This window comes from Asanoa sp. NPDC050611 (genome assembly GCF_040654855.1).
Lineage (GTDB): Bacteria > Actinomycetota > Actinomycetes > Mycobacteriales > Micromonosporaceae > Asanoa.
On record NZ_JBFAIU010000067.1, the window covers coordinates 20,876 to 28,832 of the forward strand.

Below are 7,957 nucleotides of genomic sequence, written 5' to 3' on the forward strand. Positions count from 1 at the left end.
GCACGAACGCTAGAGACTAACTCCAGTGCCACATGTCTTTTTTCTTGGTTCGGCGCTAGCGACCAGGGTTGACCTCTCGACGTGGCCTCAAGGCGGCTGGCCGCTTGAACGCCTGTTGGGCGCCGATCGCGACCTGGGCTGACTCCGCACCGGCAGCGTCACACCACAAGGACGCTCATAGTCGAGCTGTGCACACCCGCGACCCTCATGGATGCACAGTAGGGGCTCACGCTGACGGGTCGGTACGGGAGCCTTTACGCACGCGTTATGCCCGAGATCGTGCGGCGGTGGCTCGCTGCGCTCGATCTGGGTACTCCCGGGAAAGTAATCCCGCCGAAACGGAGATCATCTCCCCAGGCTCTCCCACCTGGCCCCCAACATAGCCAAAGGCCGATATCACCATTTGGTGAGATCGGCCTTTGGCTGCGGAAACCCTGTCGGGACGGCGGGATTCGAACCCACGACCCCTTGACCCCCAGTCAAGTGCGCTACCAAGCTGCGCCACGTCCCGTTGCCTCGCAGGGTCTCATGGCCCGCTCGGCAGCCGGTACAGAGTAGCGCATCGGGGGTGTCGGGCGTGCAGCGTGGTCCGTAGTGTCAGGCTCGACCGCTTGGGACGGGAGGGGTCAATGGGGGGTTTGGACGCTATCGGGAACACGCCGTTGGTGGCGCTGGAGCTCGACGACAGCCCCGGGCGCGTCTGGGTCAAGGTCGAGGCCGCCAACCCGACCGGCTCCTACAAGGACCGGATGGCGCTCGCGATGATCGAGGCCGCCGAGCGGGACGGTCGGCTGCGGCCGGGCCAGACGGTCGTCGAGTACACCGGCGGCAGCACCGGCTCCTCGCTCGCGTTCGTCTGCGCCGTCAAGGGATACCCGCTCAAGATCGTGTCTTCAGACGCCTTCGCGGTGGAGAAGATTCGGACCATGCGGGCGTTCGGGGCGGACGTCGAGCTCATCCACAGCCCGGGCGGGATCACGCCCGAGCTGATCCCGGCCATGGTCAGGCGTGCGGAGGAGATCGCCACGGAGACCGGGGCGTTCTGGACCGACCAGTTCAACAACACCGACATGACGGACGGCTACCGGCGGATGGGCGAGGAGATCCTCGAGCAGGTCAAAACCTTCGATGCATTCTGCGCGTACGTAGGCACCGCCGGCGCCTTCCTCGGTGCCACCAGGGCGATCAAGGCGCACCTGCCGGCCCTGCACCGGGTGGCCGTCGAGCCGGGCGAGTCCGCGGTGCTCTCCGGCGGCGCGCCCGGCACCCACCACATCGAGGGCGGCGGCATCGGCTACTGGCCGCCGCAGCTCACCCCGGCCGACTTCGACGAGGCCATCGCCATCCCCGACGCGGCGGCCTTCGCCTCGGCCCGGGAGGCCGCCCGCCAACACGGCATCTTCAGCGGCCCATCCACGGGCGCCAACCTCGCCGCGGCCCAGCAGCTGGCCGACAGAGGCCAATCAGTCGTCACCGTCCAGGTCGACAGCGGCCTCAAATACCTCGCCGGCGACCTCTACGCCTGAATACGGCCGCTACCAGCTGCCCCCGCACGCCACCGCGGCGTGATTACGGGCGTCGTTGCGTCTGCCTCGCGGCTCAATAACGCCGTGACCATCGGCGCGCCGTGGCCGTCGCGGTCGCTGCTTGGCGCGGCGCCCGCGCCGGATCCGGACGGCGCCGTCGGCACGCCACGCTGCGGGCGGCGGGCCGCGTGCGCGAGGCCGACCCGCGGGCGCGGCGAGCCTGGCTGGCGGCCGAGCGCAGCGCCGGAACAATCGGTCGGCGGCCCCGGCGTCGGAACGCGACCACCAGCAGCCCGCCGACCAGCACGAGCAAAGCGCCGGCGAGAGGCACCGACGCGGGACTGCCGGTGATCGGCAGGCCGCCCACCGGAGGCGCCGGTTGCTCGATGTAGTCGTAGACCGCTCGCGCCAGTTCGCGCACCGTGGCCGCGCCCAACGGCTCCGGGCCCGCGGTCAGGAACGCGACCGCGATCTCCGTGCCCGGGATCAGGTAGTAGCCCACGTCGTGCGAGACGTCCGCGAGCTCCCCCGTCTTGTGTGCGACCGGGACCCCGGACGGCAGCGCCGCCGGGATCTTGCTGTTAAGGGTCTGTTCCAGCATGAAGCTCAGCATCAGGTCCCGGTTGACCCGGCCCAGTACGTCGCCCGACCAGACCGCGCCCAGCAGCGAGATCACGTCGTCGGGGCTGGTGAAGTTCTCCGGCGGTGGAGTCGCGAGCATCTTGCGCGCGAGCACCGTCTCCCGCTGGTTCATCGAGTCGATCAGCGCGTTGACCGGAGCGAATCCGCCAAGATAATCGATCAGCACGTTCGTCGCCGTGTTGTCGCTGTATTTGATCATGTACTGGGCCAGCCGGAACAGGGTCACGTCCTGTGGGAAGTCCTCATGCTGCAGCTCGCCCGTGCCGCCCACGACGTCCGAGGGCAGGACCAGGACCGTGTCCGTGTACGCCGCCTGGCCGCAGTCGATCCGGCGCATCAGCTCGACCAGCACCCACAGCTTGATCACGCTCGCGGCCTTCGGGCGGAACCGGCCCGCCACCGACACCTGTTGCTCGCCGAACCGGCCCGACAGGTCGCGTACCGAGACACCCGCGGTGACCGGGGCCGCGTCCACGATCGCCTGCAGGCGCGGGACCAGTGGGCGCAACCGCCGACCCAGGGCCGGCGACGCCGGCGGCTGCGGGCTCGTCACCGTCGGGCCCGTCAACACGCGCCCGCCGACCTCCAGCGTCCCCGTCGACCGCCCCGCCAACGGCACCCGGAACCGGTACGACGTCCCCTCGTACGAGATGCGCCCGACCGCGAAGCCGCCCGCCACCCGCATCCCCGGGTTGTAGACCCGGCCGGTGTCGACCGCGCACGACCGGTACCGGACCGTCCGCGCGGACGTGTCGACCGAGAAGATCCCGTCACCCGCCGGCATCCAGACCAGGTGCCTCGACAACGAACCCGGGGCGGCCAGCGCCGGCGCCGGCGCGAGAAGCAGGACGAGTGCGACCAGGGCCGCGTACCACCGCGCCATCCAGACCCCCCGGAAGATCCACACAACGTGCTCATGAGAACACGAAGCGTAGTTTTCGAGAGAGACGGCGCGCCGATCAGTAGACCGTGACGAGGTACGCGCCGAAGACCGCCGCCACCCCGACGGCCAGTACGCGGTGCCGCGCCGTGACCACCGGGGCCGGCCGCTCGAAGCGGCGCACCAGCACGACCAACAGGCCGAGCGCCAGCGCCAGCACCGGGAACCAGCCGAACCGCTGTGCCACCCACCCGCCGGCCAGCGGCGCGTCGGTCAGGCCCGCGAACCGGCCCAGCGACGCCGCGAACGCCGACACGCCGACCAGCGCCGTCTGATGCCAGCAGAAGATGGTCATCGCGCACAGGTTCAGGACCCCGACCACCGTCCAGAGCCCGGCGTGCCGGTGCAGCAACCGGTCGAACCGGTCCCGCAGCAGGATCGCCGCGCCCGACTGGACCGCCGCCAGTGCCGGCACGAGCAGCGACGGCGGGTTGGAGTTCGAGCGGCCGGCACCCGGCACGGTCACCATGCTCAACGGATAGCGACAAGCGACGACCAGCGTCAGGAACAGCGCGGCGCCGCCGCCGAGCAGCCGCCACGCGGTGGCCCGGGTGATCCCGCCGCGCGCCCACGCCACGCCGATCTGGTAGGTGAACATCCACGCGGGTACGACCGTCAGGTAGCCGGCCCAGTCCGGCACGAGGTGCAGGCCGTACCGGGCGACGTCGACCACCGCGACCGCCCCCGCCATCGGCAGCGCGGCCACCCAGCCCCAGCGCCGGTCCAGCCGCATCGCCACCGGTGTGAGCGCCGTCACCACCGCGTAGATGCCGATGAACCAGAACGGCTGCACCAGCAGGACCGCCCACGTACGCAGCGTCGCCGGCGCCGCACCGGCCAGCCCGGCCACCGGCAGCGCGGCGGTGACCAGCGCGACGGCGGCCACCACCGGCCAGGCCAGCCGCAGGAACCGCCGGCCCAACCACGCCCGGTCACTCCCGCCGCCGGCACGCCAGCGGGTCAGGCTCCGGCCCGCCGCGTAGCCGCCCACGAGAAAGAACACGCCGAGCATCTGCAGCACCCAGGTCAGCGGCGCCAGCCAGGCGGCGACCCGCAGCGGGCTGTCGACGACCAGCCCGCCGCCGACGCCGGGGCTGAGCCCCTCGACCAACCAATGTCCACACACGACACCGAGAATCGCCAACGCGCGCAGGCCGTCGATGGCCCGTTCCCGAGAAGAGATGGCAGCGGCGACCGGCGAGGGGAAAGCCGTCACGGTCATGTGATCGACGCTAAGATCGGCGACACGCCGGCACGATCCGGTGGCCGTCCCGATCAATGGTGGTGCCACCCCCACCCGTAAGGGATCTCCCCGGGGTGCTTGCAGTGGGTTGCGGCGGCGCGCTACCGTTCAGGCAGGCCGTTCCCCCGCGGATGCCGTGCAGCTTTCCTGCTGCCCCCCGGGGAGGCCCATTCATGATCGAGGCAACGCCCGGTCGACCAACCGCCCCCGCACCAGTGCAGACGGGGACACCCATCAAGGAGACGCGCGTGCGCGCTACCCCCATCGATCCACAAGAGACACCAGAAACCTCGCAGGCACCCGACACCGGCCCGGCTCTCGTCGACGGGATCGTCGACCAGCGCGGCGACCAGTACTTCCTGCGTACCCAGGGCTATGCTCCCGGACCTCGCGACGCCTACCTGCCGCCGCCGCTGGTGCGCCGGCTCGGCCTGCGCCCCGGCGACCGGATCACCGGCACGCTCAAGGCCGACGACGGCCGCAACAGGAGCCAGGGCCAGCGCAACAAGCCAGCCAAGGACCGCCCGCGCCCGGTCGACACCGTGGCGACCGTCAACGGCCGCGACCCGGAGCTGGCCCGCCGCCGCCCGGACTTCTACGACCTCACACCCATCCACCCGCACGAGCGGCTGCGCCTCGAGACCGACCCGCGCGTGCTCACCACCCGGGTCATCGACCTCGTCATGCCGATCGGCAAGGGCCAGCGGGCGCTGATCGTCTCGCCGCCGAAGGCCGGCAAGACGCTGGTGCTCAAGGCGGTCGCCCAGTCGGTCCTGCGCAACAACCCCGAGTGCCACGTGATGATGCTGCTCGTCGACGAGCGCCCCGAAGAGGTCACCGACATGCGCCGGTCGGTCCGCGGTGAGGTCATCGCGTCGCCGTTCGACCGGCCGCCGCAGGACCACACCGCGACCGCCGAGCTGGCCGTCGAGCGGGCCAAGCGCCTGGTCGAGCTCGGCCGTGACGTGGTCATCGTGCTGGACTCGCTGACCCGGCTCGGCCGGGCCTACAACAACACGGCGTCCGGCAACAACAGCCGTACGCTCTCCGGCGGTGTCGGCGCCTCCGCCCTCGCCCCGCCCAAGCGGCTGCTCGGCGCGGCCCGGGCGATCGACGGCGGCGGCTCGCTGACCATCATCGCCAGCGCGTTGATCGACACCGGCTCGCGCGGCGACTCGCTCATCTACGAGGAGTTCAAGGGCACCGGCAACGCGGAGCTGACCCTCGACCGGGCCAGCGCCGACGGGCGGATCTTCCCGGCCGTCGACCTCAACGCCTCGGGCACCCGCAACGAGCACCTGCTGCTGCCACCGGACGAGCTGGCCGCCACGCACCTGCTGCGCCGCGCGCTGGCCGGCCGGGAGACCATGCAGGCGCTACCGCAGCTGCTCGAACAGCTCTCCCGCACCGGCAGCAACGCCGAGTTCCTGCTCCGCACCGCCGGCCACGCCCGCGTCGCCTAGCAGCGCCCGCAGCGAACGCACCGCGGCCCGACCGGCGCGGTTGGCGCCGACCGTGCTCGCCGACGGCCCGTACCCGACGAGGTGGATCCGCGGATCCGCGACGACCCGCGTGCCGTCCATCACGATGCCGCCGCCGGCTCCGCGCAGGTGCAGTGGCGCCAGATGGTCCAGCGCGGCGCGCCAGCCGGTCGCCCAGAGGATGGCGTCCGCGGCCTCGTGCGTCCCGTCGGCCCAGACCACGCCGTCCGGCACGATCCGCGCGAACATCGGCCGGCGGACCAGCACCCCGCGCTCCCGTGCCGCCGCCATCTCGGGCGTCCACGGCAGGTCGGTGACGCTGACCACGCTCCGCGGCGGCAGGCCGGCCCGCACCCGCTCGTCGACCTTGGCGACCACGGCACGGCCGTACTCCTCGCCGAACGGCCCTTCCCGGAACACCGGCTCCCGCCGGGTCACCCAGGTGGTCCCCGCGGCGACGGACGCGATCTCCAGCAGGATCTGGACCGCCGACGTGCCGCCGCCGACGACGACGACCCGCCTGCCCGCGAACTCGTCCGGTCCGCGGTAGTCCGCGGGGTGCAGCTGGCGCCCGCGGAACGTCTCCGCCCCCGGGTAGTAGGGCAGGAACGGGCGGGTCCAGGTGCCGGTCGCGTTGATCAACCCGCGGGTACGCCAGACCCCGTGGTCGGTCTCGACCCACAGCCGCCCGCCGGGACCGTCCGACACCGACGTGACCCGCACCGGCCGGCGCACGTCGAGGCCGAACCGGCGTTCGAAGGCCGCGAAGTAGGCGGGCACCGCGTCCGCGGCCCGCTCGTCGGGCGAAGGCGGGTCGAAGTGCATCCCGGGCAGGTCGAAGATCCCGTGCACGGTCGCCATCCGCAGGGTCGGCCAGCGGTGCTGCCACGCGCCGCCCGGGCCCGGGTTCGCGTCCAGCACCACGTGGTCGAGACCCGAAGCGCGCAGGTGGTACGCGCTGGACAGGCCCGCCTGCCCGGCCCCGATGACGACGACGTCGATATCCGGCACGTGAGGTGCAACACCGCACGCCGCCCCCGCCCATCCCGGACGGGGCGGAGGTCACATCCGCTCGTCGCAGACGTCGTTCGTCGTGAGCGGGCCGATCGTGAGCGTGAGATCGGACGGGAGGGTCGCGCCGGGGCCGGGCGTCACCCGGATCACCGGTGCGGGCGCCGGCACGTGGTCCGCGGCTGACGACGCGACGAGCGTGCCGAGGACGAGCAGCGCGGTGGCGACGATCGGTCCGGTTCGCCTCACGTGCCGCACCGTACCAACCGCGGTCAAGGTCTCGGCCCGGACGCGTAACGGTCTCGGCGTCGACTCGCGGAGATCACGGAAGGACACGCCGCGATCACGGTTGTCCCGCTTCGGCAACGGCTCGGCCACGACAGGAGCGCCGCACGTACCTCATCTGTCCAATGGAGAGGACACGAGAGCGGGGAGGGAAGCATGAAGCGCACCTTGGTACGCGTCGCGGCTGCGTCGGTGGCAACCGTGCTGGCGCTGGCCGGCTGCTCGGCCGGCGGCGGCGACTCGACGGGCCGCGAGGCTTCGGCACCGAACAGCGGCCTGGCCCAGGAGGGCACCGAGCAGGGCGGCGGTGACCGGAACCCGCTCGAGGATCCACAGTCGACGTTCGCGGTCGACGTCGACACCGCGTCCTACGGCTACGCCCGGCGGGTGATCGGCGACGGCAACCTGCCCGACCCCACGATGGTGCGGCCGGAGGAGTTCGTCAACGCGTTCGACCAGGACTACCCGGAGCCCCGCGGCGACGGGTTCGCCGTCTACGCGGACGGCGCCCGCCCGCCGGCGGCCCATCGCGCCGAGGGCGACGTGCGGCTCATGCGGGTGGGTCTGCAGACCCGGTCGGAGACCGCGGAGCGCCGCCCGGACGCCGCGCTGACGTTCGTCGTCGACGTGTCGGGCTCGATGGCCGAGCCCGGCCGCCTCGACCTGGTCCGCGACGCGCTGCACACGCTGGTCGACGAGCTGCGCCCGACGGACTCCGTGGCGATCGTCGCCTTCAGCTCCGAGGCCCGGGTCCCTGCCGGCGCTGGCCGCGTGGGCGCGCGAGGCGGGCGCGGTGTTCATCGCCGACGAGATCCAGACCGGTTTCTGC

At 72.1% G+C, this 7,957-nt stretch carries 5 protein-coding genes, 1 tRNA gene and 2 pseudogenes; 3 read left to right on the plus strand and 5 right to left on the minus strand.

Annotated elements, in window-relative coordinates:
- Positions 1-437: 437 nt before the first annotated feature.
- Positions 438-511: transfer RNA gene (locus AB0H87_RS13405), tRNA-Pro, on the minus strand.
- Between the two features lie 127 nt (positions 512-638).
- Between AB0H87_RS13405 and AB0H87_RS13410 the strand changes: the two genes are divergently transcribed.
- A complete protein-coding gene (locus AB0H87_RS13410; protein ID WP_360143688.1) occupies positions 639-1,526 on the plus strand; it encodes a cysteine synthase family protein in 888 nt (295 codons plus the stop codon).
- Positions 1,527-1,599: 73 nt separating this feature from the next.
- Here AB0H87_RS13410 and AB0H87_RS13415 read toward each other — a convergent pair whose 3' ends face one another.
- Entirely contained in the window at positions 1,600-3,075 is a 1,476-nt protein-coding gene (locus AB0H87_RS13415; RefSeq protein WP_360143691.1) for a serine hydrolase, read from the minus strand.
- A 52-nt stretch (positions 3,076-3,127) separates the two neighbouring features.
- Complete coding sequence (locus tag AB0H87_RS13420) at positions 3,128-4,330, minus strand: acyltransferase (RefSeq protein WP_360143694.1); 1,203 nt, start codon at positions 4,328-4,330, stop codon at positions 3,128-3,130.
- A 341-nt stretch (positions 4,331-4,671) separates the two neighbouring features.
- Here AB0H87_RS13420 and rho point away from each other — a divergent pair.
- A pseudogene (rho, locus tag AB0H87_RS13425) lies at positions 4,672-5,814 on the plus strand (transcription termination factor Rho); the annotation flags it as partial.
- On the opposite strand, the gene AB0H87_RS13430 reads toward rho, so the two are convergent.
- Positions 5,728-6,843: an FAD-dependent oxidoreductase gene (locus AB0H87_RS13430; protein WP_360143697.1), complete on the minus strand. Its 1,116-nt coding sequence runs from the start codon at positions 6,841-6,843 to the stop codon at positions 5,728-5,730. The pseudogene rho and the gene AB0H87_RS13430 sit on opposite strands and share 87 nt — an antisense overlap.
- A gap of 51 nt (positions 6,844-6,894) precedes the next feature.
- Positions 6,895-7,092, minus strand: coding sequence for a hypothetical protein (locus AB0H87_RS13435; protein ID WP_360143700.1), 198 nt, complete (start codon positions 7,090-7,092; stop codon positions 6,895-6,897).
- Between the two features lie 192 nt (positions 7,093-7,284).
- Here AB0H87_RS13435 and AB0H87_RS13440 point away from each other — a divergent pair.
- Positions 7,285-7,821 (plus strand): annotated as a pseudogene (locus tag AB0H87_RS13440) (von Willebrand factor type A domain-containing protein); the annotation flags it as partial.
- Positions 7,822-7,957: the final 136 nt, after the last annotated feature.

What these genes read in the sequence shown, in the direction of transcription:
- AB0H87_RS13420 (WP_360143694.1), bottom strand. Translation starts at nt 4,330, where the DNA reads ATGACCGTGACGGCTTTCCCCTCGCCGGTCGCCGCTGCCATCTCTTCT.